A 23,249-nucleotide genomic window follows, 5' to 3' on the forward strand; every position below is an offset into this window, starting at 1 on the left:
CAGCGGATAAACTCTTCGCCACCCCACCCCGCTCGCTGCGCGAGCGACCCTCCCCCTCCAGGGGAGGGTGGTCCTCGTCGCAGACACAGTATTCGCGGCACCTTCGGGGTCGGCGCGGGTCATTTTGACGAGATTGTCCGATGAATCATTTTCAGTCGATCGCCGTGCTCGGCGGTGGGGCGTGGGGGACGGCGCTGGCGCTGACGGCAGCGCGGGCCGGGCGCAATGTCACGTTATGGGAGCATGATCCCGGCCATGCGGAGCATCTCGCGACGCAGCGCGAAAGCCGGTATTTGCCGGGCGTGCGGCTCGACGATGCGACCACCGTCACCAACGACCTTGCGGTATCGGCACGCTCTGACGCGCTGCTGCTGGTGGTGCCGGCGCAGGTGCTGCGGCCGGTGGTGACGTCGCTGGCGCCGCTGATCGCGCCGCGCACGCCGCTGGTCGCCTGCGCCAAAGGCATCGAGCACGGCACCCATCGATTCATGACCGAAATCATCGCCGAATGCGCGCCGGCCGCGATCCCGGCGATCCTGTCCGGCCCGAGTTTTGCCGCCGACGTCGCCCGCGGGCTGCCGACCGCAGTGACGATCGCGGCCGCCGATGCGGAGGTCGCACAGGCGCTGGCGCAGGCGATGAATTCCGGCAGCTTCCGGCCGTATCATTCGACGGACGTGCGCGGCGTCGAACTCGGCGGCGCCACCAAGAACGTGATGGCGATCGCGGCCGGCATCGTCGAGGGCCGCAAACTCGGCGCCTCGGCGCTGGCGGCAATGACGACGCGCGGCTTCGTCGAACTGGTGCGGTTCGGCAAGGCTTATGGGGCGCGGATCGAGACCATGCACGGGCTGTCCGGCCTCGGCGATCTGACGATGTGCTGCTCGACGCCGCAGTCGCGCAACTTCTCGTTCGGCATGGCGCTCGGCCGCGGCGAGAGCATCGACACCGCCGCGCACGGCAAGCTCGCCGAGGGATACTACACGGCGCCGGTGCTGCTGGAGATGGCGCAGGCGAAAGGCGTCGACATGCCGATCTCGGCCGCGGTGGCGGCGATCCTGGCCGGCCAGCTCGATGTCGACGCGGCAATCGAAGGGCTGCTGACGCGGCCGCTCAAGGCGGAGGAATAAAGTTGGCGTACTGGCTGGTGAAATCCGAACCGTCGGTGTGGTCGTGGGACCAGCAGGTGGCCAAAGGCGCCAAGGGCGAAGCCTGGACCGGCGTGCGTAATCACTCCGCCAAGCTGCACATGATGGCGATGAAAAAGGGCGACCGCGCCTTCTATTATCACTCCAACGAGGGCAAGGAGATCGTCGGCATCGCCGAAATCATCCGCGAAGCCTATCCGGACCCGACCGATACCAGCGGCAAGTTCGTCTGCGTCGATATCAAGGCCGACAAGAAGCTGAAAACCCCGGTGACGCTCGTCGCCATCAAGGCCGAACCGCGCCTCGCCGAGATGGCGCTGCTAAAATACTCGCGGCTGTCAGTGCAGCCGGTGACCGCCGAGGAGTGGAAGCTGGTGTGCAAGATGGGTGGGCTGTAGGCCCTCTTACGTCATTGCGAGCGAAGCGAAGCAATCCAGCTGCGTGCACAGCGCTGGATTGCTTCGTCGCTACGCTCCTCGCAATGACGAACTCTATCGCTGGACATCTCTCCTCCGCTCCCGCATCACCGGCAGATGAGCCCCTCCGCCATCGCCGATCCGGTTGCCTTCATCCACGCCAATACGCGTCTGCGCCCGGTGCCGCTGGTGCCCGAGGTGTCGCTGCATGTCGCCGACGAGGCGCTGCCGCTGTGGAGCAAGACCGAGGAGGAGCTCGGCGAGGCCGGGCTGCCGCCGCCGTTCTGGGCGTTCGCCTGGGCGGGCGGACAGGCGCTGGCGCGCTACGTGCTGGATCATCCCGAGAGCGTCGCCGGGCAGGACGTGATCGATCTCGCGTCGGGCTCCGGCCTGGTGGCGATCGCCGCCATGAAGGCCGGCGCGCTTCATGTCACCGCGTTCGACATCGACGGCTTTGCCCGGCAGGCGATCGCCATCAATGCAGCGGCCAATGATGTCACGCTCGATATCAGCGGCGACGACCTGCTCGGCGTCCCGCATCCGCTGCCGTCGCAAGTCGTGCTCGCCGGCGACATCTTCTATCAGCAAGACATCGCGGCTCTCGCCTTCGCATTCCTGCAAAGCCGCGCCGCACAAGGGGCGCGCGTGCTGATCGGCGATCCGGGGCGTTATTACTTGCCGAAGGATCATTTGGTGCAACTCGCTACCTACAGCGTACCGGTGACGCGGGAGCTGGAGGATGCGGAGATTAAGGCGACGGGGGTGTGGACGCTGAAGTAACATCCCCCGTCATTGCCGGGCTTGACCCGGCAATCCATCTCCTTCGAAGGACGGTGGATGCGCGGGTCAAGCCCGCGCATGACGGATGATTGCGGGGTGAGTTAGTGCGCGACGTAACTCCGCGCGACGTTGACGTTTACGCCGCCGCGGCCGTCACGACCTGCGCCAGCAGCTGCTCGCGCTTCTGCTGCGACCGCGTTCCCTTCAGCGTCGACGCAAAGCGCTCCAGAATGCCGTCCTCGAAGGCGGTGACGATGGTGGCGTGGACGTAGCTCTTGCGACAGATCGCCGGCGTGTTGGCGAGTTCGTCGGCGGCCTGGCGCAGCGCTTCGAGCACCTGCTTGCGGCGGCCGCGGGCGCTGGTGGCGGGCTCGATCCGGGCCAGCGATTCCAGCACCACCGCCGAGGCCATCAGGGTGCGAAAATCCTTCAGCGAGATCTTGATGCCGGCGATCTCGCGCAGGAACACGTTGACCTGGGTGGCGGTGACGGCATGCACGGCGCCGTCCTGGCCGACATACTGAAACAGCCGCTTGCCTTTCAGCTTGCGCAGGATCTCGATCGCCCGCACCAGGCGCGCTGCGCCGCATTCCTTGCGCACCGCCTTGCCGCCTTTGGCCTTGAACGACAGCGTCACACAATCGTCCTCGATCGTGACGTTGGACTTGAGCAGCGTAGCGGCGCCGCGGGTGCCGTTGAGCCGGGCATAGGATTCGCTGCCGGGCCGGATCGCGGTGCGGGCGATCAATTCGATCACCGCCGCCAGCGCGAACTCGCGGGTCGGCTCGTCGCCGGACAGATGCTTGGTCACCGCGCGGCGGATCTTCGGCAGTGCGCCGACAAGCTGAGCCAGCCGGTGCGCCTTGCGGGTCTCGCGCACCTTCTCCCAGTCCGAATGATAGCGATATTGCAGCCGCCCGGCGGCGTCGCGGCCGACCGCCTGTAGATGTGACGCCGGATCGGCGGCGTAGCGAACGTCCTCATAGGCCGGCGGCATCGCCAGCGCATTGAGCCGGCCGATGACGTGCTGCTGCTTCACCGGAGAGCCGTCGGCGCGCAGATACTGAAAGCGCTTGCCGCGGCGGATCCGGCGGATCGTCAGCTGCTCGGGCTCGCCGAGATTGAGCCCGAGATCCTTGGCCAGGACCTCGACCGCAACGGCGGCTTCTCCGACGGCTTCGGGCGTCTCAAAATTCTGCTGGTCCATCATGGCTTTGCACGACCTCTGGGGTGGCCGGCGATAATGCCGGCCGGGGCGCGATGTTCCGCTTGCCCGGAGTCGTGTCCGCCAGTTGCAGCAGGCCTAGATGTTATGGCCCTTCTTGCGCAGGGCTTCGATCATCTGCTGTTGCAGATCCGACCCCACCGAGCGCCCGAACGCCTGCCCGGCCGCCATGGTCTGCTGGGTCAGCGAGGGGGTCTTTTCCAGCAGCTTGGCGCCGGTCGGGGTGCGGTAGAACGCCAGCAGGGTGCGCATTTCGTCGGGCGTGAAGTTTTTGGCGTAGATCTGCGTGACGGCATCGATCAGCTCGCCGAGCCTTGCTTCGAAACCCTTCGCCAGCACCGGGGCCACCACGTCGTAGTCGCGGGCGACTTCGGGACGGCCTTGCACGATGCTCGGCTTCAGGCTTGCCAGCACCGCCGGCAGCAGCGCCTTGAACTGATCGGCGAGCCGGATGGTCTCGACCAATTCCCGCGCCAGCGTCATGGCCTCGGGCGACGGCTGATCGTCGGCGCGGGCCGGCAGGCTGGCGAATGCGGCGAACAGCCACGCCAGCAGCGCCAGCAACACAATCGCTGACCGTCGCCATGGCGAGGCTGTCGAAAGCGTTGCCGATTGCACCGAATAAACCGAAACCATCGTTCGAACTCCCTTGAAGGTCTGGCGCCACCAGACAAAAGTGGCATTGCATTCCGCTTGCCGGTCCGGAAAGCAACGACGCATAATCGCCCCAACAAACCAACATCAAGAGCGCCTGCCGCGCCGTTTGCGGTAGCATAGTGGAGGATTTGATGTCCGAGAAGATTTACGACGTGCCCTCGGAATGGGCGAGCCGCGCTTTCATCAACGACGCGAAATATCGCGAGATGTATGCCCGCTCGGTGAATGACCCGAATGGCTTCTGGGCCGACGAGGCCAAGCGCGTCGACTGGATCAAGGCGCCGCACAAGATTGATAATTCGTCCTTCGCGCCTGGCAATGTTTCGATCAAATGGTTCGAGGACGGCGTCCTCAACGTTGCTTACAATTGCATCGACCGCCATCTCGCCAAGCGTGGCGATCAGGTCGCGATCATCTGGGAAGGCGACGATCCCTCGCAGTCGCGGCACATCACCTATCGCGAGCTGCACGACGAGGTCTGCAAGTTCGCCAACATCCTGCGCAACCGCAATGTCGGCAAGGGCGACCGCGTCACCATCTATCTTCCGATGATTCCCGAGGCCGCGTTCGCGATGCTGGCCTGCGCGCGGATCGGCGCGATTCATTCGGTGGTGTTCGCCGGATTCTCGCCGGATAGCTTGGCCGGCCGCATCAACGACTGTCAGTCGAAGATCGTCATCACCGCCGACGAGGGCCTGCGCGGCGGCCGCAAGGTGCCGCTGAAGGCCAACGTCGATGCAGCGCTGAAGAAGTGCGAAGGCGTCGACTGGGTAATGGTGGTGAAGCGCACCGGCGCGGTCGTCGAGATGGATGACGTTCGCGACTTCTGGTACCACGAAGCCGCCGAGATGGTGACCACCGAGTGCCCCGTGGAGCACATGCACGCGGAAGATCCGCTGTTCATTCTCTACACGTCAGGCTCGACCGGCCAGCCCAAGGGCGTGCTGCACACCTCTGGCGGCTACCTGGTGTTTGCGTCGATGACGCACCAATATGTGTTCGATTATCACGACGGCGACATCTATTGGTGCACCGCCGACGTCGGCTGGGTGACCGGCCACAGCTACATCCTCTATGGCCCGCTCGCCAACGGCGCCACCACGCTGATGTTCGAGGGCGTGCCCAACTACCCGACCAATTCGCGGTTCTGGGAGGTCATCGACAAGCATAAGGTCAACATCTTCTACACCGCGCCGACCGCGATCCGGGCGCTGATGCAGGCCGGCGACGAGCCGGTGAAGAAGACCTCGCGCGCCTCGCTGCGGCTGCTCGGCTCGGTCGGCGAGCCGATCAATCCGGAAGCCTGGGAGTGGTATCACCGCGTCGTTGGCGACGACCGCTGCCCGATCGTCGACACCTGGTGGCAGACCGAGACCGGCGGCATCCTGATCACGCCGCTGCCCGGCGCCACCCGGCTGAAGCCCGGCTCGGCGACGCGGCCGTTCTTTGGCGTCGTGCCCGAGATCCTCGATCCGGACGGCAAGGTGCTGGAGGGCGAGTGCACTGGCAATCTCTGCCTCGCCAGGTCCTGGCCGGGCCAGATGCGCACCGTCTATGGCGACCACGCCCGGTTCGAGCAGACCTACTTCTCGGCCTACAAGGGCAAGTACTTCACCGGCGACGGCTGCCGCCGCGATGCCGACGGCTATTACTGGATTACCGGCCGGGTCGACGACGTCATCAACGTCTCGGGCCACCGCATGGGCACCGCCGAAGTCGAATCCTCGCTGGTCGCGCATCCGAAGGTGTCGGAAGCCGCGGTGGTCGGGTATCCGCACGACATCAAGGGCCAGGGCATCTACGCCTATGTGACCCTGATGGCCGGCGAGGAGCCGACCGAGGAGCTGCGCAAGGAGCTGGTCGCCTGGGTGCGCAAGGACATCGGCCCGATCGCCTCGCCGGACCTGATCCAGTTCGCGCCCGGCCTGCCGAAGACCCGCTCCGGCAAGATCATGCGCCGCATCCTGCGCAAGATCGCCGAGGACGAGCCCTCGTCGCTCGGCGATACTTCGACTTTGGCGGACCCCTCGGTTGTCGACGACCTGGTGGGCAACCGCCAGAACAAGCACCAGAAGGACAAGGTCGGCTGATTGGCCCCAGCCTCACAGCGCAGCGTTGCAGCCCCGCCCTCGTGGCGGGGCTTCTGCGTCCCGCGGTCGCCGGCGGCATGACGCGCTTCAGATCATGGCGGTCCGCAGGCCGCACGCAACCTGCTGGCCGCCGGGGGTGATCACGCCCGATCAACATGATGTGTGAGCCGGCACACATTGGTACTTTGCCGCGCAGTGTTGTTTCCGGGTCATTTACTTTACCGCGCAGATTTTCTTTTTAGGCGCCGTCCGATCCTGTTGTCGCGTCCAACACCAATTGGTCGGTTACCACGCGGCGCCATACTGGCGACGCGCGTGGGACCATGCCGGGCGCAGCGGACCGGCAGGGGTTAACTGGAGAGACACGAATGTCTTTTGGATTTCGTTCGGTGAACATGCTGGCCGCGATCGCGGCAGTGGCCGCCGCGACCGTGCTGACGGCGCCCGGCGCCGAGGCGCGGCCCGACGTGGTGGCGTTCCGCGGCGACTATGCGCCGGGCACCATCGTGGTGAAAACCAACGAACGCAAACTGTATCTGGTGGTCGAGCCGGGTCACGCCGTGCGCTATCCGGTCGGCGTCGGCAAGGCCGGCAAGCGCTGGGAAGGCATCACCAAGATCGACGGCAAATATCGCAACCCGGCCTGGGCGCCGCCCGCCGACGTCAAGCGTGACAACCCGCACATCCCCGACGTGATTCCGGGCGGCACGCCGGAGAACCCGATGGGCGTCGCGGCGCTGACCCTGGCCGGCGGCGGCGAATACGCCATCCACGGCACCAACCGTCCGAACTCGGTCGGCGGCTTCGTCTCCTACGGCTGCATCCGCATGCTCAACGACGACATCTCCGACCTGTACCAGCGCGTCTCGGTCGGCACCCAGGTCGTCGTCACCCGATAAGCGTAATCCCGACTTCCGTTTTCAAGCTGCTCCGCCCGACATGTCGTTCGTCATGGCCGGGCTTGTCCCGGCCATCCACGCCTTTCCTGCATCTCCTTCAGTAAGGCGTGGATGCCCGGCACAAGGCCGGGCATGACGCGTGGAGGCGGAAGGGCCCGAATTAAAGGGCGCATCCCGGTCAAAGCCCTCAGGATGACGTTTTCGGTTGCGAAGGCGCCAGTCACCCCAATGAAAAGCCGCGCCCCTTTCGGAGCGCGGCTTCGTTGTTATCGCGTCAGCGCCTCGGCTCAGCGCGGCGGCGTGGTGCCGGGCGGCGGCGGGGCGACCGATGCCTGACCGCCGTTGAGCAGCGGCGTGATGCGGCGGACGGTGACGCGGCGGTTCTGCCGCTCCGGGCCGTCGGTCTGCACCTTGAGATACTGCTCGCCATAGCCCTGCGAGGTCAGGTTCTCGGCCGGGACGCCGAACTGCTGGGTCAGCAGCGTGGCGGCCGCCTCGGCACGACGGTCCGACAGCGAAAGATTGTCGGTGTCGTTGCCGACCGCGTCGGTGTGGCCTTCGATCAGGAACACCTCGCGCGGGTTCTTCTGGATGGCGCGGTTGAGGCCGTCGGCAATGACCTGCAGCTTCGCGGCCTGATCCGGGGGAATGTCCCAGGAGCCGGTTTCGAAGGTGATGGTATTGAGATCGATCGACGGCATCCGCTGACGCACCGCCGGGCTGTAGCGGATTTCGTCCATGGTGTAGCGACGCTCGATCCGATCGACCGGCGGCGCTTCGAGGGTGTCGTAGATCAGCTCAGGCGACGCGTCCTCGTAGTCGACGATGTAGCGGTCGCGCGGGATACGGATCACCGGCGGCGGCAGGTCGACATAGAAATTGGCCCGGTCGCGCGGACCGTAGCTGTTGTCGATGATGACGATCTCGCGGCCGTCGCGGTCGCGGCGGATGCGGCGCATCAGCTGCCCGTCGTCACCGGTGACGTTGATGATCTCGGTGCCGTCGGGCCGCACCACGATGGTGCGGGAGCCACCGCCGCGAACCTGCTCGGTGCGGATGTCACGCGCGCCGTAGCGGAAGCGGTCCACCTCATTGTGGCGGATGAACTCCTGCCCGCTCGGATCGCGCACGATGACGCGGCCGGGCTCGGTGATCACGGTGCGGCCGCCCTCGTTGACTTCGCGACGCTGGCTGCGGAAGTCGCTGAGGTTGCGCGGGCCGGGCGCCTGCGCGCCGGGTGCGATCGGGGCGAGCGCCTGAGGCGGCGGCGGTGCGGCCGGGATCGGTGCGGTGACCGCCGGCGGCGGCGTGCGATTCACCGGCGCGCCGGGCGGCAAGGCCCCAGGCTGGCCGGGCTGTGCACCAAGCTGCTGAACGCCGCGCGGGCTGAGCGCTCCACCTGGCTGTTGCGCCGGCGCACCGGCCGGCGGAGCTGTGGCTCCCGGAGCCGGCGGAGGCGTCTGGGCAGCCGGCGGCGCGCCGAGCTGGCCACCAGCTGGCGGCGTGGCAGCAGGAGGCGGCGTCGGCGCCCCTCGCAGGCCCTCGCGGGACGACGGGGCCGGTGTCGGAGCAGCAGCCGGGGGCGGCGGCGGCGAACCGGCGGCCGGCGGCGCGCCGTTTTGGCCGGCGGCGGGAGGAGTCGGACGCTGCGGCGGAGCGCCCTTGTCGGCCGGAGGCACCGGGCGCTGCGGCGCAGCTGCGGGCGGCGCGTCCTTGGCAGCGGGCGGCACGGGACGCTGCGGCGCGGCGGCGGGCGGCGCATCCTTGGCGGCCGGCGGCGGCACCGGGCGCTGCGGCGCGGCGGGTCCGCCCTTGTCGGCGGGAGGCGCGGCGCGTTCGGCGGGCGGGGTCGGGCGAGGTGCCGGCGGCTCGGCGCGCGGCGCTGCCTTTTCGCCAGCCGGGGGCTCAGCCCGAGGCGCAGCGCGCTCGGCCGGCGGAGTGGGGCGTTCACCGGCCGGCGGCCGCGGCGGAGGAGGAGCGGCCTTTTCGGCAGCGGGAGGCGGAGCGGCGCGCGGGGTGGCCGGCGGCTCGGCGCGCGGCGCTGGAGCGGCAGGACGGGCCGGCGGCTCGGCGCGGGGAGCGACTGGCGGTTCGCCGCGCGGCGCCGGACCGGCACCGGGAGGCGCCGAATGCGGGGCCGCGCCGGGCGGCGGTCCCTTGCGCTCACCGGGCGGCGGACCCTTGCGTTCTTCACCCTTCTCCGCGCCGGGAGCGGGCGCGGCCTGGGCCAGGATGATCGGCGCATCGTTCGCCAGCGCCGGCGCATTCACGACATGCCATGCCGCAATGGCCGTGGTAGCGAGCAGGGCGAATTGAATCTTTCTCATCAGGTATCCTTGCGAATCCTACGCTGCGAACCCCACGTTCCTCGACGCGGAACCGGTTCGCGGTTTGATCAACAACGATGCGTTGGGCCGGATTGTGGCAAGGCGCTGCATCGTGCTGCTAATTATTTCTTTCGCTGTGGCCGCGCTGCAGACGGCTATTCATCGCGCATTCAGCCGGCTCCTTTGGTGATCTAGTTAGTACCATAACGGACACGCGAAGAGCGGCGCCCTTAGACGCCGCTCTCGATCGAACTAATCGTTAGTTACATCACGGCCGGATTCGGCGCGCCGGGTCCCGGCGGCTGCGGGGTCGGCAGTTCGTCCGGCATGTCGCCCGGCAACTCGTCGGGACGCGCCGGTGCATCGGGTTCGCGAACCGGCGGCGGAATATCCGGGTTAGGATTGCCGGGCGGCGATTCCGACGGCGGCTCGGTCGGTGTGCCGGGCGTTGTCGGCGGCACCTCGGAGGGCGGGTCGATCGGCGTGTCAGGGGCTTCTTGCGCGGGCGCCATTCAGATCGCGACCTTGCGGTTCTCGCCGAGGTCGGGACGACCGCCGGTCGCGGCGGCGACTGCCATCTTAACGTAGCTGACGATGGTGCCGGGCGAATCCCAATACTCGGCCTCTTCCGGCGTCACCTTGAGAACCCGAATGTTCGGATCGTCCGGACTGTCCCACCAAGCCTTCGCCGCAGTGCCGAACAATTCCTTGATCTTGGCGCGATCGTTGGAGATCGCCGCATAACCCGAAACCGAAACATATTTCTGCGCGCTGGCGTCGGCGAAGCCGAGATTGACGTGATGATCGCGGGCGATCTCTTCGTCCTTGTGCCGACGCGCATCGGTGAGGAAATAGATCAGCCCCTCTTCGGGCCGCACATAGGCCGCCATCGGGCGCGAGCGAATCTTTTCGCCGTCGCGCGTCGCCAGCATCGCGAATGTGATCTTCTTCATCAGATCCCAGGCGTGCTGCGCGTTGCCTTCGTTGTCGGGTGTCGCCGCCATCGTCATCTCCCTGTGCGTCAGCGGCGATAACGAACGCTTTGCGGCGATGTTCCGCGGTTGTGGCAGGGCGGCGAACCACTTCAGCACGCGACTCACGCCGACATCGGCCCTCGCGCTGCGCTGCGAGCGACTTGAGTTGGAGTGGCCTGGAAGACCGCGCGACTACGCTTCGCCGGGAGCCTTGGCCTTGATGGCGAGGGCGTGGACGCCGCCTTTCAGTTCCGCGGCGAGCAGATCATTGACCATGCGGTGACGCTCGATCCGGCTCTTGCCGGCAAACGCAGGAGACACAATATGCACTCGGAAATGTGTCTCGCTGCGTCCCGAATGGCCGGCATGACCTTCATGAAGATTGGACTCGTCGATGACGTCGAGGCTTTCCGGCGTGAAAGCTTCGCGCAACTTCTGTGTGAGAGTATCGGTGACGCTCATGGTTCGGCCGGGTCCGGTTCGTCGCTGCGTTTCAGTCATCAACCCGGGGCTCGTTGATAATGTCAAGACTTGAAGCGCGGCGCGGAGCGTAGTCAAAGTCCCTCATGCCCATCGACTCGTCCAAATTCTTCGACAAGATCCGCATCAAGCCGGCCAAGGCCGCGGCGGCACGTGAAGCCGCGCGCGAACAGGTGGTGATGTGTGACGCACCCGGCTGCGCCAATCGCGGCGCGCATCGCGCCCCAAAGGGCCGCGGGCTCGAGAAGGACTATTGGCATTTCTGCCTTAACCACGTCCGCGAGTACAACCAGGGCTACAATTTCTTCGAAGGCATGAACGCCGACGCTGTGGCGCGCTATCAGAAGGATGCGCTCACCGGCCATCGCCCGACCTGGAAGATGGGCCAGAACGGCGCCAAGAGCCGCGCCCGACGGCCCGAGGACATCGAGGGCGCCGCCGATCCGTTCAACGTGTTCGGCGAGATCAATGGCGGGCGCAGCAGTCGCTGGCGTCGCGGTCCCGATCCGTCCGAACAGACCAAGTCGGAGCCGCGCAAGGTGTTCAACGCCGAGCGCAAGGCGCTGCAGGTGATGGGCCTCGACGCCGACGCCACGCTCGAGGTGGTCAAGGCGAAGTACAAGGCTCTGGTCAAGCAGCACCACCCCGACGCCAATGGCGGCGACCGCTCGACCGAGGATCGCCTGATCGAAATCATCAAGGCGTATAATTATCTGAAGACGGTGGTCCGGAGCTGATCCGGACTGTTGGCTTGAAGCCCAGGCCTCATCCGGAGAGCCTGGTGATTGCCGTCAAATCAGCAGCGTCCTCCGTCACTGCGAGAAAAGCGCAGCAATCCAGAGGCCGCAACCTGGCCCTCTCCTGGATTGCGTCGTCGCGTAGCCAGTCCGCGGACGGCGCGGAGCGCCGATCCGGGTGCTCCTCGCAGTGACGACGTCGAAACCGCTGCGCTGCGTGCGGCCCGTGTCCTGCCCCTCACTTCGTCGATGCAGCGACGTGTCTCCTCCACAGCAACCATCCGGCAGCCAGCAGCACAGCCCCGACGCCCGCAACCACCGGCAGCCAGTGATGCAGGCGGCCGTGGGAGTGCTCAAGCGCAGTTGCGGCCACCACGCCCGGCAGCACATGCGCCGGCGCCCATAGCAGGATCGCCGGGATGTTGATGGCGAAGAATTTCGCCGGCGGCATCTGTAGCGCCCCGGCGGTGACCGGCACGAAGGCGCGAATTGGCGGCACGAAGCGGGCGAAGAACACCGCCCAGCCGCCGAAGCGCTGAAACAACGCTTCCGCACGTCCAACCAGCTCCGGATGCCGCGACATCGGCCAGGCCGACAGAATCCGGCGCTGCTCGCGATGGCCGATCAGATAGGCGGCACCGTCGCCGAGCGCGGCGCCTGCGGCCGCCGAAGCCAGCACCCCGACCAGATCGAGTTCGCCGCCCGGGATCAGGGCGCTCAGCGCCAGGATGATGGTCGAGCCCGGCACCAGCGAGCCGAGCACCGGCACGGCCTCCAGGAGCGCCGCCAGGAACAGCACCAGATAGGCTGCGTCGCGGTGCGCCGACGCGAAGGCAATCAGGGTATCGAGAAACGCATCCAACAGGACAGCTCCGGGTGGGGAGGTTGTGGGGGCGCAGTGTATGCGACTGCTACTGAGGAAAGCTTGCACCTGCCCGCGCGCTCGCGGTGTTCTCCCACGGTTTCGCAACGCAGCCTTTCAAATTCCCACGCCACTGCCTATCTCAATGAAAGATCGACGGAACTTTGATCACGCAGCGGGCTTCTGCCAGTCGCGGCTCTCTGCTAGGTTTAAATCCGCACTCAACCGCATCCACCACCAGAGATCGGGTTTCGGGCGCGTCCGGGACCACGGAGGATTGATGACCGCCGCCACGACCACAGCCCAGGAGATCACCGGCCTGCCCGACATGAAAGTGTCGGTTCGCCAGGTCTTCGGCATCGACAGCGACCTCGAAGTTCCGGCTTTTTCCGAAGTCGACCCGCATGTTCCGGACGCCGATCCGGATTACCGCTTCGACCGCGCCACCACGCTCGCCATCCTGGCCGGCTTCGCCCGCAATCGCCGCGTCATGGTCACCGGCTTCCACGGCACCGGCAAGTCGACCCATATCGAGCAGGTCGCCGCGCGGCTGAACTGGCCCTGCGTGCGCGTCAATCTCGACAGCCACATCAGCCGGATCGACCTCGTCGGCAAGGATTCGATCGTCGTCCGCGACGGCAAGCAGGTCACCGAATTCCGCGACGGCATTCTGCCCTGGGCGCTGCAGCACAACGTCGCTTTGGTGTTCGACGAATACGACGCCGGCCGCCCGGACGTGATGTTCGTGATTCAGCGCGTGCTCGAAGTCTCCGGCCGGCTGACGCTGCTCGACCAGAACAAGGTAATCAAGCCGCACCCGGCATTCCGGCTGTTCGCGACCGCCAACACCATCGGCCTCGGCGACACCTCGGGCCTGTATCACGGCACGCAGCAGATCAACCAGGGCCAGATGGACCGCTGGTCGATCGTCACCACGCTGAACTATCTGCCGCACGATGAGGAAGTCGAGATCGTGCTCGCCAAGGCCAAACACTATCGCAACGCCGAGGGCCGCGACATCGTCAACAAGATGGTGCGGCTCGCCGACCTGACCCGCAATGCCTTCGCCAACGGCGATCTGTCGACGGTGATGAGCCCGCGCACGGTGATCACCTGGTCGGAGAACGCCGAGATCTTCGGCGATATCGGCTTCGCGTTCCGCGTGACGTTCTTGAACAAATGCGACGAGCTGGAGCGTCCGCTGGTCGCCGAGTTCTATCAGCGCTGCTTCAACGCCGAGCTGCCGGAAAGCTCGGTCAACGTGGCGATGAGCTGACCAAGACAGCCTCTCCCTGCGCGCGGGGAGAGGCGGAAGGCAGGCGATGACGATCGACACCAAGCTGCGTAAAGATTCGACCGAGCCGACCGTGACGTCAAAGACGCCGCGTCGGTATCAAGACGATCTTTACGGCTGGGTCGAGGATCAGATCGCGCTGCTGCGGGCGAACGAGGTCGGATCGATCGATGCCTCCCACGTCACGCAGGAGTTGGCCGAGTTGGGACGCAGCGAATTCCAGAGGCTGGTCAGCGCCATTCGCCTCGTTCTGCATCACCTTTTGAAATGGGATTACCAGCCTGAGCGATGCTCGCGCAGCTGGGCAATCACAATCAGGCAGCAGCGCAGGCATATTGCTTACGAGATCAAGGACAGCCCGAGCCTAAAGTCGAAAGTCAAGGAAGCGACCGTTCGCGCCTATCTCGACGCCGTCGACGACGTCCATCGCGAGACGGGGCTGGCCGAGAGCGTTTTTCCCGAGACATGTCCTTACGATTGGGACGCGATCACGCTGCGCCCCATTTCTTGGGCCGACGTTGATCATTCGAATCGATGACAGCAGACACACTCCACAACACCGAGCCTGGATGTCGATCCTACGAAACCGACTACTACGGCTGGATCCAAGATCAGATCGCACTGTTGAAGGCAGGGCGGCTGTCGGAGATCGATGTCCAGAACATCGCCGAAGAGATCAAGGGCGTCGGGACTCGACAATACGATAGACTCGAGAATGCCGCTCGGGCGCTGATCTACAATCTGCTGAAATGGGATCTTCAGCCGGACCGGCGGTCGCAGAGTATGGTGTTTTCGATCGACGCCCACCGCGATCGGATTGCGCGCCTGCTCGATCGCAATCCCAGTCTCGCAGTCCGCGCGCCAGAGGCGCTCGCCGAAGGTTATCATTATGCGATCTACGACATGATCCGGGATTCCGATTTACCCGACTCGGCCTTCGCGCCCGATTGCCCTTATGATTGGGAGACGATCCGGAGCCGGCTGGTCGAATTCCAAGGCGCCGACTCACCCGACGGCAGCGAGCACCCATGACCACCACCAACACCAAACTTCGCACCGGCAGCAAGGAAGCGCCGACCGAGCCGTTCAAGCGGGCGGTGACGTCGTGTCTGCGGGCGATCGCCAAAACGCCGGAGCTGGAAGTCACCTTCGCGGCCGAGCGGCCGGGGCTGGCGCCGGGCAAAGCCAGGCTGCCAGAGCCGGCACGAAAAATGAGCAAGAAGGACGCGGCGATCGTGCGCGGCCATGCCGATTCGATTGCGCTCAAGCTGGCCTGTCACGACCCGAAAGTGCATCGCAAGCTGATGCCCGGCAATCCGCAGGCGCGCGGCGTGTTCGAGGCGGTGGAGCAGGCCCGCGTGGAGGCGCTGGGCGCGCGGCGGATGGCGGGCGTCGCCAAGAACCTGACCGCGATGCTCGACGATCATTTCCACCGCGGCAAGTTCGACGAGATCACCGACCGCGCCGACGCGCCGCTGTCGGACGCGTTGGCAATGCTGGTGCGCGAGCGCCTCACCGGGCTGGCACCGCCGGCCGCGGCCAGGAAGCTGGTCGATCTGTGGCGGCCGGTGCTCGAGGACAAGATCGGGCCGCGGCTCGATCAGCTCGAAAAATTCGCCGAGGATCAGTCGAAGTTCGGCGATGCCATCCACGATCTACTCGACGTGCTCGAGCTCGGCGACGAGCGCGACAGCGAATCGGACGACGAGGAGAATCAGGACGACAAGCAGGACGGCGAGAACGATCAGTCCGGCGCCGAGGGCGAGCCGCAGGGCGAAGCCGCGCAGGAGATGACCGCCGAACAGGCCGAGACCTCCACCGACGAGATGAGCGACAGCGCGATGGAAAGCGCGCAGGCCTCCGCCTCCGACAGCTTCGACGACTCCGAGATGGGCGAGGACGAGACGCCCGGCGAGGCGACACGGCCCAACAACCGCGGCGCCAACGAGCCGCGCGGCCCGGAGTATCACGCCTACGCGCCGAAATTCGACGAAGTCGTTGCCGCCGAAGATCTCTGCGACCACGACGAGCTGGAGCGGCTGCGCAGCTATCTGGACAAGCAGCTGGCGCATCTGCAGGGCATCGTCGCGCGCCTGGCCAACCGGCTGCAGCGCCGGCTGATGGCGCAGCAGAACCGTGCCTGGGACTTCGACCTCGAAGAAGGCATTCTCGATCCGGCGCGGCTGTCGCGCGTCGTCACCGACCCGTTCCACCCGCTGTCGTTCATGAACGAGAAGGAAGCGACCTTTCGTGACACCGTGGTGACGCTGCTGCTCGACAATTCCGGCTCGATGCGCGGCCGGCCGATCACGGTGGCGGCGACCTGCGCCGATATTCTGGCGCGTACGCTGGAGCGCTGCGGCGTCAAGGTCGAGATCCTCGGCTTCACGACGCGCGCCTGGAAGGGCGGGCAGTCGCGCGAGGCGTGGCTGGCGGCCGGCAAGCCGGCCAATCCCGGCCGGCTCAACGATCTGCGTCACATCATCTACAAGTCCGCCGACGCCCCCTGGCGCCGTGCGCGAAAAAATCTCGGCCTGATGATGCGCGAAGGCTTGCTGAAAGAGAACATCGACGGCGAGGCGCTTGACTGGGCGCACAAGCGGCTGCTCGGCCGGCCCGAACAACGCAAGATCCTGATGATGATCTCGGACGGCGCACCGGTCGACGACTCCACGCTGTCGGTGAATCCCGGCAACTATCTCGAGCGCCACCTGCGCCACATCATCGAAGAAATCGAGACCCGCTCGCCGGTCGAACTGATCGCCATCGGCATCGGCCACGACGTCACGCGCTACTATCGCCGTGCCGTGACCATCGTCGACGCCGAAGAACTCGGCGGCGCCATCACCGAGAAGCTCGCCGAACTGTTCAGCGAAACCGCGGTGGCACCGCCCGGCCCCGGCAAGCCGCGCCGCAGGCTGCATTCGTGAGCCGCTGACAGCAGATGCGCGATCTGATGGCTCCTCCGACAGGCGCGGTGGAGCAATGCACCGACCCCGCGCTCGGCGCGCTCCCTCCCCCCTTGCGGGGGAGGGTCGGGGTGGGGGGTGCCCCAGGCGAAACGCCATCCTCGTGGCCCCCTACCCCCGCCCCCTCCCCGCAAGGGGGAGGGGAGCCAACACGCCGAGCATTTATCGCAGGAAGTCTCGCGCTCTGCGGTGGAGCTTTGCTGTCGTCAGTCTTGGCGCATCCCGCGCTGGCGCAAGCCACCAAGGCCGAACTCGACGCCTACTCCGTGACGGCTGCCGAACGCATCGAGGTGCGGGCGCGGGCGATCGAGTCGTTCGATCTGCGCGATCGCGCGGCGCGGCGGTTCGGCGCATTGCAATTTCGCAGCGGGCTGGTGCTGACCTCGTCGTTTCGCGGCTTCGGCGGACTGTCGGCACTACGGCTCGACCCCAAAGGCGAACGCTTCGTCGCGGTCAGCGACCGCGGCAGCTGGTTCACCGGCCGCATCGTCTATAACAGCACTGCCATGACGGCGCTCGCCGATGTCGAAGCCGCGCCGATCCTTGGCGCCGACGGCCAACCCCTGACACGGCGCAAATGGTACGATAGCGAATCGCTCGCCTTTGACGGCGGCACCGCCTATGTGGGCTACGAGCGCGTCAATCAGATCGTCAAATTCGACTACGGCCGCGACGGCGTGCAGGCGCGGGGCCAGCCGATCATCGTGCCGCCGGCATTGCGCAAACTACCGAACAACAAGGGAATCGAGACGCTGGTGGCGGTGCCAAAAGGGCTGCCGCTCGCCGGGACGCTGATCGCGATCTCGGAGCGCGGTCTCGATGCCGAGCGCAACATCATGGGCTTTCTGATCGGCGGCAAGACGCCCGGCGCCTTCGCGGTCCGCCGCACCGAGGGCTACGACATCAGCGACGCCGCGCTGCTGCCCGCGGGCGATCTGCTGATCCTCGAACGCAAATTCTCCTGGCTCGAAGGCGTGCACATCCGCATCCGGCGGATTGCGCTCGCTTCGCTGGCTCCAGGCGCAATTGTCGACGGGCCGGCGCTGTTCACCGCCGACCTCGGCCACGACATCGACAATATGGAGGGCATCGACGTGCATCGCGACGCCGCGGGTGACACGGTGCTAACGCTGCTGTCCGACGACAATTTCTCGATGCTGCAGCGGACGCTGCTGCTGCAGTTCACGCTGATCGAAGACTGACGACCCTGCAGCTCACACGATCGCGCGTGCCGCTTCCGCACCGTCCCCGATCCGCTCGGCGGCCGCAGCGTGTTCGCCGCTGCCGGTGTCCGGCACGGCGCTCAGCGCCTGCCGGACCATCCGGGCGAGGTCGATCCGCCGATACGGTTTTGACAGCAGCAGGATTCCCGAATCGATCCGGTCGTTGTGGATCAGCGCGTTTTCCGAATAGCCGGAGGTGAACAGCACTTTCAGCCCCGGCCGCCGCCTGGTCATCTCGGCGGCGAGTTGCACGCCGTTGAAGGGCCCCGGCATCACCACGTCGGTGAACAGCAGGTCGAACCTGGTATCACTGTCGCAGATCGACAGCGCGGCGGTGGCGTTGCCGACCGAGATCGGCGTGTAGCCGAGGCTCTTGAGCTGGGCGTTGACATAGCTGCGCACCATGGCGTCGTCCTCGACCACCAGGATGGTTTCGGTGCCGCCGATGGCGCCCTGTTCGGAGGCCGCCGGCGCGTCGCGTTCGGCCTCGGCGGCGGCGCGCGGCAGATACAGCCGGAACGTCGTGCCCGCCCCCTCCTCGCTGTACAGCGTGATGTGACCACCGGACTGCTTGATGAAGCCGTACACCATGCTGAGCCCGAGCCCGGTGCCCTTGCCGATTTCCTTGGTGGTGAAGAACGGATCGAACACCTTGCCGCGGATCGCCTCCGGGATGCCGCAGCCGGAGTCGGTGATCGCGATCATCACGTAGGCGCCGACATCGACATTGCCGAGCCGCCGGGCGAACTCCTGATCGACGATGATGTTGCAGGTTTCAAGCGTCAGCTTGCCGCCGTTCGGCATCGCGTCGCGGGCGTTGACGGCGAGGTTGACCAGCGCGGATTCAAGCTGGCCACGATCGACATAGATCGGCCAGACATCGTCGGCCAACACGGTCTCGACTTCGATCTGCTCGCCGAGCGTCGGCCGCAGCAGGCTTTGCAGCCCTGCGACCAGCCCGTTGACGTCGGTCTCGTCGGGCCGCAGCGGCTGCTTGCGCGCAAATGCCAACAGCAGGCGCGTCAGCTCGGCGCCGCGATCCGCCGCCTCGCTGATCAGCCTGGCAATCGCCGCAAGGTGCGGCTGGTCGGCGACGCCGTCGCTGATGATGTCGATGGTGCCGGTGATCACCGTCAGCATGTTGTTGAAGTCGTGCGCGATGCCGCCGGTGAGCTGGCCGATCGACTCCATCTTCTGCGACTGCCGGAGCTGCTCCTCGAACGCGATCTTCTCGGTCAGGTCGCGCAGGAATGCGTTGATGACGAAGCTGCCGTCGCGATACAGCGCGGTCATCGCCACCTCGATCGGGATCGGCGTGCCGTCGCGGCGCACCGCTTCGATCTCGACCCGGAAGCCGCTGGTGTCACGACCGAGCGTCGCGGCGAATTGGGCGAATTCGCCGGTGCGCTGCTCGAGCTGGTCTGGCGGGATCAGCAATTGGAAGACGTTGCGGCCGATCGCGTCGGTGCGCTTCCAGCCGAACATCAGCTCGGCGTGCGGACTCCATTCGGTGATCGTCGCCAGCGCATCGATCTGTACGAAGGCGTCGAGCGCGGTGTCGACGATCGCCCGCGCCATCTGCTCGCTGCGGCGCAGCGCCTCCTCGGCTTTCTTCTTCTGGGTGATGTCGTGATACACCATCACGGCACCCTGAACGTCGCCGTTGTCGCTGAGCAGCGGCCTTCCGTTGGCGATCAGATACGAGCGCCGCCCGCTGCCGATCGGCTGAACGATGAACTCGAAGTTCTCGATCGTCTCGCCCAGCGAGGCGCGCAGCAGCGGTGCCTTGTCGGCCGCGAGCGGCTTGCCGTCCGGGGTGAAGCGATCGAATGCGCGTGTGGTGTTGAGCACGCTGGTGCCGGTCAACGCGCCGAACATCGCCCGGGACGCAGGGTTGGTGAGGATCACCATGCCGCGCGCATCCGCCACCAGCACCGGGTCGACCATGTTGTCGATGGTGTTCTGCAACACGCCGGCGAGACGGCTGCGTTCTTCGGCTTCCTCCGCGAAGGCGATCGCGCGCCGCTTCGACTCGCTGGTCATCTGCTCGAACGCATCGGCCAGCAGCTTGATCTCATGGCCGCCGCCGGGCGCGAGTTCGAATTTCTCGCCGCGCGCGAAGGCCTGCACCGACCGGGTGATCCGAACCAGCGGCCGCGTCAGCGAACGCGCCAGCGGCACCGCGATCAGGATCGCGATCAGCATCGCGACCGCGCCGCCCGCCAGGGTGGAATTGCGGACCGCGGTCTGCACCGAGCCCAGCGACGCGTAGTCGCGCATCTCGACGACGCCGATCAGCGGACCATCGGCCAGCCGCACCCAGCCGATGCCGATGCCGAACGATCGGCCCCCGGCGTCCTCGATCACCGAGGGGGTGGCGTCCTGATCTTTGAGAAGGCCGGCGAATGCCGGGAAATCGTCCTGGATGCGGCGGGGCCGGCCGAGGTCGAAGCCGAACTCCTGCGCGCGGTCAGGATGCACCAGATAGTCGCCCGTCTCGTTGATCACATAGATCGTATCGCCGGCGTCGACGCTGGACCGGACCCGGTCGAACAGCGAACTCAGACTGGTGTTGATCACCAACAGGCCGAGGCGCTGTCCGTCAGCCGCATCGATCGGCGCCATTGTCCGCACCGTCGGCGTGTGGGGGATTTCGAGGCCGGTCGCATGCCGGTTGAGTTCGACCCGGGAAATCGCGACCTCGCCGCGCGGCAGCGCCATGCCTTGTTTGAAGTAGGCCCGGTCGCCGCGCCGCGTCAGCTCTCCGGGCGGCACCACGCGGATGCTGCCCTGCGGGCCCAGCCGATCGACCCGGACCAGTTCAAGGCCATCATCCTCGGCTCCGATGATCCGCAGGATCGCACAGCTCGGCTTGGCGGCGAGCTCCGCGACGAAGCGGTCCTCGATCCGCGTCCGCCAGTTGACGCCGTTCGGCCCCGCAACGTCCGGACGCCTGGCGAGCAGATCCTGCAGCGCAACCGATGCCTGCGCGCTCGTGGCGTCGGCGTGCGTGCCGCGGAGCTGCGCGTCCATCAGCAGCGCATTGAGCTGGGCGTGGGTCTGCAGCCGCGCCACCGTGCGGGGAATCAGCAGCTCGACGATGCCGCGATAATTGAGGAAGCCGAGCACCGCCGTGGTCACCAGGACCAGGGCCACCATGGCCAGCATCAGGCGTGTCGAAAGCTTCATCGCGGCCTCTGCGACCGGGCATCAGAGCGGTTGCCCGCCATCGGAACCCGCCGAGCCCGCCGGGCATATTCGAACCCGACACGTCGGTGATTCTAGCAGCTTTTGCGTGTGCTGCCGGACCCGTCACCTCGGAACACTACGTGTCTCAACTAAGGTCGGATGAAGACCCACAGAAACGCTGGCAACCGCTTACTCCACGCAAACGAAACGGCCGGGTCTTTCAACCCGGCCGTCCGAAATCAGGATCGCCGATAGGTAATCGCGCTGAGCGGCTGCTCAGCTCGCGACGGCGACCGGCTCGCCGGCCTTCTTCTTGGCGATCGCGCGCTTCAGCTCGGCGGCCTTCGGCGACAGCTCGTCGACGCTCGCCTTGAGCAGGAAGGCGTCCAGACCACCGCGGTGATCGACGCTCTTCAGCGCGTTGGTCGACACCCGCAGCCGCACCGGGCGGCCGAGCGCGTCGGACAAAAACGTGACGTTGACCAGATTGGGCAGAAAACGCCGCTTGGTCTTGATGTTCGAGTGGCTGACCTTGTGGCCGGTCTGGGCACCCTTGGCGGTCAGTTCGCAGCGCCGGGACATGGCGAAAATCCTTTGTCATCCCCGCCTGCCTCTTAGCAGGCGCGGGGGGTCTATCGACGGTCCATTTCAGGAACCGCGGACCTATAAGCGGGCTTGCGTCCAGCGTCAACCCAGGGCAGCCGCCGATGAAGGTATTTTGCCAGCCAGCGAGGGCCCGCGCAGGCGCCGCCAGCCATTGAACAGGCCCCGCCAGCATTGACGCCAGCCATTGATTTGCAACGCTCGATCAACAATCTACCATCATATAAACGACGCATTCAATTCCGAAACGATGAGTGGACCGGTTGCCGATCGACCACCGGATGAACGGCGCGCCGCGGCCGCCAGGCAGGACGACCTGAGTGAACATTTCCGTCAGCAGTTGCCTTCGTCGGCAGCCGAGCGGTTCGCCGCTGAAGCTCGGTTTTCTCGCCAGGATGGCGGCGCTGTCGACCCTCGTGCTCGCGCTTCCCGCCGCGGCCCAGGGCAAGCTCGACGCCCGCTACGAAGCGACGCTGGCCGGCATCGAGGTCGGCAAGGGCGCCTGGGTAATCGAGATCAGCGACGACGGCTATGCGGCCGCCGCCAACGGCGCCACTTCGGGGGTTATGCAGGCGTTCTCCCGCGGCCACGGCAGCGGCGAGGCTCAGGGCCGTATCGTGGGCGGCCAGTTCATGCCGATGAACTACAAGGCCTCCACCACCAGCTCGAAGAAAACCGAGACGGTCCGCATCACATTGGCCAACGGCGCCGTGAAGGACTCGTTGATCGAACCCGAACCGCCGGCGGACCCGGACCGGATCCCGGTGACGGACGCGCATCGGCGCGGCGTCATCGATCCAATGACCGGCTCGTTTCTGCGGGTGGCTGGCACTGCCGACCCGATGAACCCGGACTCCTGCCGGGTGACGACGCCAATCTTCGACGGCCGGATGCGCTACGATTTACGGCTGGAGTACAAGCGCACCGAAATGGTGAAGGCCGAGAAGGGCTATCAGGGCCCGGCGCTGGTCTGCGGCATCTACTTCACCCCGATCTCCGGCTATATTCCCGACCGCGCGGCGATCAAATACCTGATCGAGCAGCGCAACATGGAAGTCTGGCTGGCGCCGGTCGCGGGCACGAGGGTGCTGGTGCCATTCAGGCTCAAGATACCGACACCGCTCGGCAACGCCGTCCTGCAGGCCACTCAGTTCGTCACGACCGCCACGCCGCCGAAAGCGGTCTCGCGGACCCAGTAGCCTAGTCGACCGCGCCGCCTGCCAGTGCATTTGGGCGTTCCTCGAATCCAGTTGACTCTCGCCGGAATCCCGGAACGCATGACGGCGCACAGGAGCACAGGGTTTTCGGGCGTTGATGTTCCGGCCACCCCCTGATCTGGTGGCCAAAAGTCTCGCGCAACGCGAGATGTTGCGGCG

The 23,249-nt window shown here is 66.2% G+C and carries 21 protein-coding genes; 12 read left to right on the forward strand and 9 right to left on the reverse strand.

The genetic code is table 11. The features are described 5' to 3' along the window. The first annotated feature begins 140 nt into the window (after positions 1 to 140). The 3 genes from D4Q52_RS24140 (at position 141) to D4Q52_RS24150 (ending at position 2,344) form a co-directional block, all read left to right on the forward strand. On the forward strand, positions 141 to 1,130 hold the full coding sequence (locus D4Q52_RS24140) for an NAD(P)H-dependent glycerol-3-phosphate dehydrogenase (RefSeq protein ID WP_119859128.1): 990 nt from the start codon (positions 141 to 143) through the stop codon (positions 1,128 to 1,130). Between the two features lie 2 nt (positions 1,131 to 1,132). Continuing rightward, entirely contained in the window at positions 1,133 to 1,546 is a 414-nt protein-coding gene (locus tag D4Q52_RS24145) for an EVE domain-containing protein (protein ID WP_119859129.1), read from the forward strand. Positions 1,547 to 1,681: 135 nt separating this feature from the next. After that, complete coding sequence (locus D4Q52_RS24150) at positions 1,682 to 2,344, forward strand: class I SAM-dependent methyltransferase (RefSeq protein ID WP_119859130.1); 663 nt, start codon at positions 1,682 to 1,684, stop codon at positions 2,342 to 2,344. A 136-nt stretch (positions 2,345 to 2,480) separates the two neighbouring features. On the opposite strand, the gene D4Q52_RS24160 is transcribed toward D4Q52_RS24150, so the two are convergent. Both D4Q52_RS24160 and D4Q52_RS24165 read right to left on the reverse strand, forming a co-directional pair. Then, positions 2,481 to 3,554, reverse strand: coding sequence for a DNA topoisomerase IB (locus tag D4Q52_RS24160; RefSeq protein ID WP_119859131.1), 1,074 nt, complete (start codon positions 3,552 to 3,554; stop codon positions 2,481 to 2,483). 93 nt (positions 3,555 to 3,647) lie between these two features. Continuing rightward, entirely contained in the window at positions 3,648 to 4,205 is a 558-nt protein-coding gene (locus D4Q52_RS24165; protein ID WP_182915434.1) for a DUF2059 domain-containing protein, read from the reverse strand. A gap of 152 nt (positions 4,206 to 4,357) precedes the next feature. Between D4Q52_RS24165 and acs the strand changes: the two genes are divergently transcribed. Both acs and D4Q52_RS24175 read left to right on the forward strand, forming a co-directional pair. Beyond that, positions 4,358 to 6,316 carry an acetate--CoA ligase gene (gene acs, locus D4Q52_RS24170; protein ID WP_182915435.1) on the forward strand — a complete coding sequence of 653 codons (1,959 nt, stop codon included), beginning with the start codon at positions 4,358 to 4,360 and terminating at the stop codon, positions 6,314 to 6,316. A gap of 368 nt (positions 6,317 to 6,684) precedes the next feature. Continuing rightward, a complete protein-coding gene (locus D4Q52_RS24175) occupies positions 6,685 to 7,215 on the forward strand; it encodes a L,D-transpeptidase (RefSeq protein WP_119859134.1) in 531 nt (176 codons plus the stop codon). A gap of 287 nt (positions 7,216 to 7,502) precedes the next feature. On the opposite strand, the gene D4Q52_RS24185 is transcribed toward D4Q52_RS24175, so the two are convergent. From D4Q52_RS24185 to D4Q52_RS24200, 4 genes are all read right to left on the reverse strand, one after another. Next, on the reverse strand, positions 7,503 to 9,542 hold the full coding sequence (locus D4Q52_RS24185) for an OmpA family protein (RefSeq protein ID WP_119859136.1): 2,040 nt from the start codon (positions 9,540 to 9,542) through the stop codon (positions 7,503 to 7,505). A gap of 263 nt (positions 9,543 to 9,805) precedes the next feature. Next, positions 9,806 to 10,054 (reverse strand): hypothetical protein, encoded by a 249-nt coding sequence (locus tag D4Q52_RS24190; protein WP_119859137.1) that lies wholly within the window; start codon positions 10,052 to 10,054, stop codon positions 9,806 to 9,808. After that, positions 10,055 to 10,546 (reverse strand): pyridoxamine 5'-phosphate oxidase family protein, encoded by a 492-nt coding sequence (locus tag D4Q52_RS24195; RefSeq protein WP_119859153.1) that lies wholly within the window; start codon positions 10,544 to 10,546, stop codon positions 10,055 to 10,057. Positions 10,547 to 10,708: 162 nt separating this feature from the next. After that, positions 10,709 to 10,978, reverse strand: a complete 270-nt coding sequence (locus D4Q52_RS24200; RefSeq protein ID WP_119859138.1) for a BolA family protein — start codon at positions 10,976 to 10,978, stop codon at positions 10,709 to 10,711. A gap of 104 nt (positions 10,979 to 11,082) precedes the next feature. On the opposite strand from D4Q52_RS24200, the gene D4Q52_RS24205 reads away from it, so the two are divergent. After that, on the forward strand, positions 11,083 to 11,733 hold the full coding sequence (locus tag D4Q52_RS24205) for a J domain-containing protein (RefSeq protein ID WP_119859139.1): 651 nt from the start codon (positions 11,083 to 11,085) through the stop codon (positions 11,731 to 11,733). Positions 11,734 to 11,971: 238 nt separating this feature from the next. On the opposite strand, the gene D4Q52_RS24215 is transcribed toward D4Q52_RS24205, so the two are convergent. Continuing rightward, complete coding sequence (locus D4Q52_RS24215) at positions 11,972 to 12,595, reverse strand: DedA family protein (RefSeq protein WP_119859141.1); 624 nt, start codon at positions 12,593 to 12,595, stop codon at positions 11,972 to 11,974. Between the two features lie 280 nt (positions 12,596 to 12,875). On the opposite strand from D4Q52_RS24215, the gene cobS reads away from it, so the two are divergent. From cobS to D4Q52_RS24240, 5 genes are all read left to right on the forward strand, one after another. Continuing rightward, positions 12,876 to 13,871 carry a cobaltochelatase subunit CobS gene (gene cobS, locus D4Q52_RS24220; protein WP_119859142.1) on the forward strand — a complete coding sequence of 332 codons (996 nt, stop codon included), beginning with the start codon at positions 12,876 to 12,878 and terminating at the stop codon, positions 13,869 to 13,871. A 46-nt stretch (positions 13,872 to 13,917) separates the two neighbouring features. Next, a complete protein-coding gene (locus D4Q52_RS24225) occupies positions 13,918 to 14,427 on the forward strand; it encodes a DUF29 domain-containing protein (RefSeq protein ID WP_119859143.1) in 510 nt (169 codons plus the stop codon). Beyond that, positions 14,424 to 14,921, forward strand: a complete 498-nt coding sequence (locus tag D4Q52_RS24230; protein WP_119859144.1) for a DUF29 domain-containing protein — start codon at positions 14,424 to 14,426, stop codon at positions 14,919 to 14,921. The genes D4Q52_RS24225 and D4Q52_RS24230 overlap by 4 nt, the downstream gene beginning before the upstream one ends. Then, on the forward strand, positions 14,918 to 16,819 hold the full coding sequence (gene cobT / locus D4Q52_RS24235) for a cobaltochelatase subunit CobT (protein ID WP_119859145.1): 1,902 nt from the start codon (positions 14,918 to 14,920) through the stop codon (positions 16,817 to 16,819). The genes D4Q52_RS24230 and cobT overlap by 4 nt, the downstream gene beginning before the upstream one ends. 203 nt (positions 16,820 to 17,022) lie before the next feature. Further along, positions 17,023 to 18,060, forward strand: coding sequence for an esterase-like activity of phytase family protein (locus D4Q52_RS24240; RefSeq protein WP_182915438.1), 1,038 nt, complete (start codon positions 17,023 to 17,025; stop codon positions 18,058 to 18,060). Positions 18,061 to 18,072: 12 nt separating this feature from the next. Here the strand turns inward: D4Q52_RS24240 and D4Q52_RS24245 are convergent, their stop codons facing one another. Together D4Q52_RS24245 and rpmB are read right to left on the reverse strand one after the other, a co-directional pair. Continuing rightward, positions 18,073 to 21,270: a PAS domain S-box protein gene (locus D4Q52_RS24245; RefSeq protein WP_119859146.1), complete on the reverse strand. Its 3,198-nt coding sequence runs from the start codon at positions 21,268 to 21,270 to the stop codon at positions 18,073 to 18,075. 276 nt (positions 21,271 to 21,546) lie between these two features. After that, the gene (rpmB, locus tag D4Q52_RS24250; RefSeq protein WP_119859147.1) at positions 21,547 to 21,852 is read right to left on the reverse strand and encodes a 50S ribosomal protein L28; all 306 of its coding nucleotides are present in this window, start codon (positions 21,850 to 21,852) and stop codon (positions 21,547 to 21,549) included. Between the two features lie 416 nt (positions 21,853 to 22,268). On the opposite strand from rpmB, the gene D4Q52_RS24255 reads away from it, so the two are divergent. Continuing rightward, a complete protein-coding gene (locus tag D4Q52_RS24255) occupies positions 22,269 to 23,072 on the forward strand; it encodes a DUF3108 domain-containing protein (protein WP_119859148.1) in 804 nt (267 codons plus the stop codon). Positions 23,073 to 23,249 lie beyond the last annotated feature (177 nt).

Origin of the sequence: Rhodopseudomonas palustris (genome assembly GCF_003591005.1) — a bacterium.
Lineage (GTDB): Bacteria > Pseudomonadota > Alphaproteobacteria > Rhizobiales > Xanthobacteraceae > Rhodopseudomonas > Rhodopseudomonas palustris_K.

Bases quoted from the DNA above. Each gene is read 5' to 3' on its own strand.
- D4Q52_RS24165 (WP_182915434.1), bottom strand. From the start codon at position 4,205: ATGGTTTCGGTTTATTCGGTGCAATCGGCAACGCTTTCGACAGCCTCG.
- D4Q52_RS24175 (WP_119859134.1), top strand. From the start codon at position 6,685: ATGTCTTTTGGATTTCGTTCGGTGAACATGCTGGCCGCGATCGCGGCA.
- D4Q52_RS24230 (WP_119859144.1), top strand. From the start codon at position 14,424: ATGACAGCAGACACACTCCACAACACCGAGCCTGGATGTCGATCCTAC.
- acs (WP_182915435.1), top strand. From the start codon at position 4,358: ATGTCCGAGAAGATTTACGACGTGCCCTCGGAATGGGCGAGCCGCGCT.
- D4Q52_RS24200 (WP_119859138.1), bottom strand. From the start codon at position 10,978: ATGAGCGTCACCGATACTCTCACACAGAAGTTGCGCGAAGCTTTCACG.
- D4Q52_RS24225 (WP_119859143.1), top strand. From the start codon at position 13,918: ATGACGATCGACACCAAGCTGCGTAAAGATTCGACCGAGCCGACCGTG.
- rpmB (WP_119859147.1), bottom strand. From the start codon at position 21,852: ATGTCCCGGCGCTGCGAACTGACCGCCAAGGGTGCCCAGACCGGCCAC.
- D4Q52_RS24185 (WP_119859136.1), bottom strand. From the start codon at position 9,542: ATGAGAAAGATTCAATTCGCCCTGCTCGCTACCACGGCCATTGCGGCA.
- D4Q52_RS24245 (WP_119859146.1), bottom strand. From the start codon at position 21,270: ATGAAGCTTTCGACACGCCTGATGCTGGCCATGGTGGCCCTGGTCCTG.
- D4Q52_RS24190 (WP_119859137.1), bottom strand. From the start codon at position 10,054: ATGGCGCCCGCGCAAGAAGCCCCTGACACGCCGATCGACCCGCCCTCC.
- D4Q52_RS24195 (WP_119859153.1), bottom strand. From the start codon at position 10,546: ATGGCGGCGACACCCGACAACGAAGGCAACGCGCAGCACGCCTGGGAT.
- D4Q52_RS24140 (WP_119859128.1), top strand. From the start codon at position 141: ATGAATCATTTTCAGTCGATCGCCGTGCTCGGCGGTGGGGCGTGGGGG.
- D4Q52_RS24160 (WP_119859131.1), bottom strand. From the start codon at position 3,554: ATGATGGACCAGCAGAATTTTGAGACGCCCGAAGCCGTCGGAGAAGCC.
- cobT (WP_119859145.1), top strand. From the start codon at position 14,918: ATGACCACCACCAACACCAAACTTCGCACCGGCAGCAAGGAAGCGCCG.
- cobS (WP_119859142.1), top strand. From the start codon at position 12,876: ATGACCGCCGCCACGACCACAGCCCAGGAGATCACCGGCCTGCCCGAC.
- D4Q52_RS24150 (WP_119859130.1), top strand. From the start codon at position 1,682: ATGAGCCCCTCCGCCATCGCCGATCCGGTTGCCTTCATCCACGCCAAT.
- D4Q52_RS24255 (WP_119859148.1), top strand. From the start codon at position 22,269: ATGGCGGCGCTGTCGACCCTCGTGCTCGCGCTTCCCGCCGCGGCCCAG.
- D4Q52_RS24205 (WP_119859139.1), top strand. From the start codon at position 11,083: ATGCCCATCGACTCGTCCAAATTCTTCGACAAGATCCGCATCAAGCCG.